The sequence below is a fragment of the Marinimicrobium sp. UBA4509 genome (assembly GCF_002388575.1).
In the GTDB taxonomy this organism is placed as follows: Bacteria; Pseudomonadota; Gammaproteobacteria; order Pseudomonadales; family Cellvibrionaceae; genus Marinimicrobium; species Marinimicrobium koreense.
Window position 1 is genome coordinate 24402 of record NZ_DGMV01000088.1, and the last position, 545, is coordinate 24946.

Consider the following 545-nt stretch of genomic DNA (forward strand, 5'->3'; position numbering starts at 1 on the left):
CTGGACATGGTCGGCGGCGACTACGTCCAGCGCAATATCAAGGCAGCGGCCAAAGAAGGGCGCATCGTCAATATCGCTTTTTTAGACGGCAGCAAAGTCGAGGTAGACTTGATGCCCCTAATGCTCAAACGCCTGACCCTCACCGGCTCGACACTAAGAGCCCAGAGCACCGAAGCCAAAGCCGGCATCGCCCGAGAACTGGAACAACGCGTCTGGCCCCTGATCGCCCTCGGACGAGTAAAACCCTTGATAAACCACCGCTTTGCACTAAGTGACACCCAAAAAGCCCACGAACTGATGGAATCCAACACCCTGATCGGCAAAGCCATTATCGACCTATGACAAAAACCACCCCCCACCGCCCCCTAGAAGGCATCCGCGTCATCGAACTCGGCCAACTCATCGCCGGCCCCTTCGCCGGCTGCATGCTCGCCTACTTCGGCGCGGAGGTAATAAAAATCGAACCCCCGGGCAAAGGCGACGCCCTACGCGGCTGGCGCGTGGTGGAAGACGGCACCTCACTCTGGTGGCGCAGCCTGGGCCGC

General features: G+C 59.6%; 2 protein-coding genes. Both read left to right on the forward strand.

Annotated elements, in window-relative coordinates; genetic code table 11:
- Positions 1-342, forward strand: a 342-nt coding sequence (locus tag B3520_RS17015) for a zinc-binding dehydrogenase (protein ID WP_286876473.1), incomplete at its 5' end; no start/stop codon positions are given.
- On the forward strand, positions 339-545 hold a 207-nt coding region (locus B3520_RS17020; protein ID WP_286876474.1), incomplete at its 3' end, for a CoA transferase. The genes B3520_RS17015 and B3520_RS17020, both read left to right, overlap by 4 nt.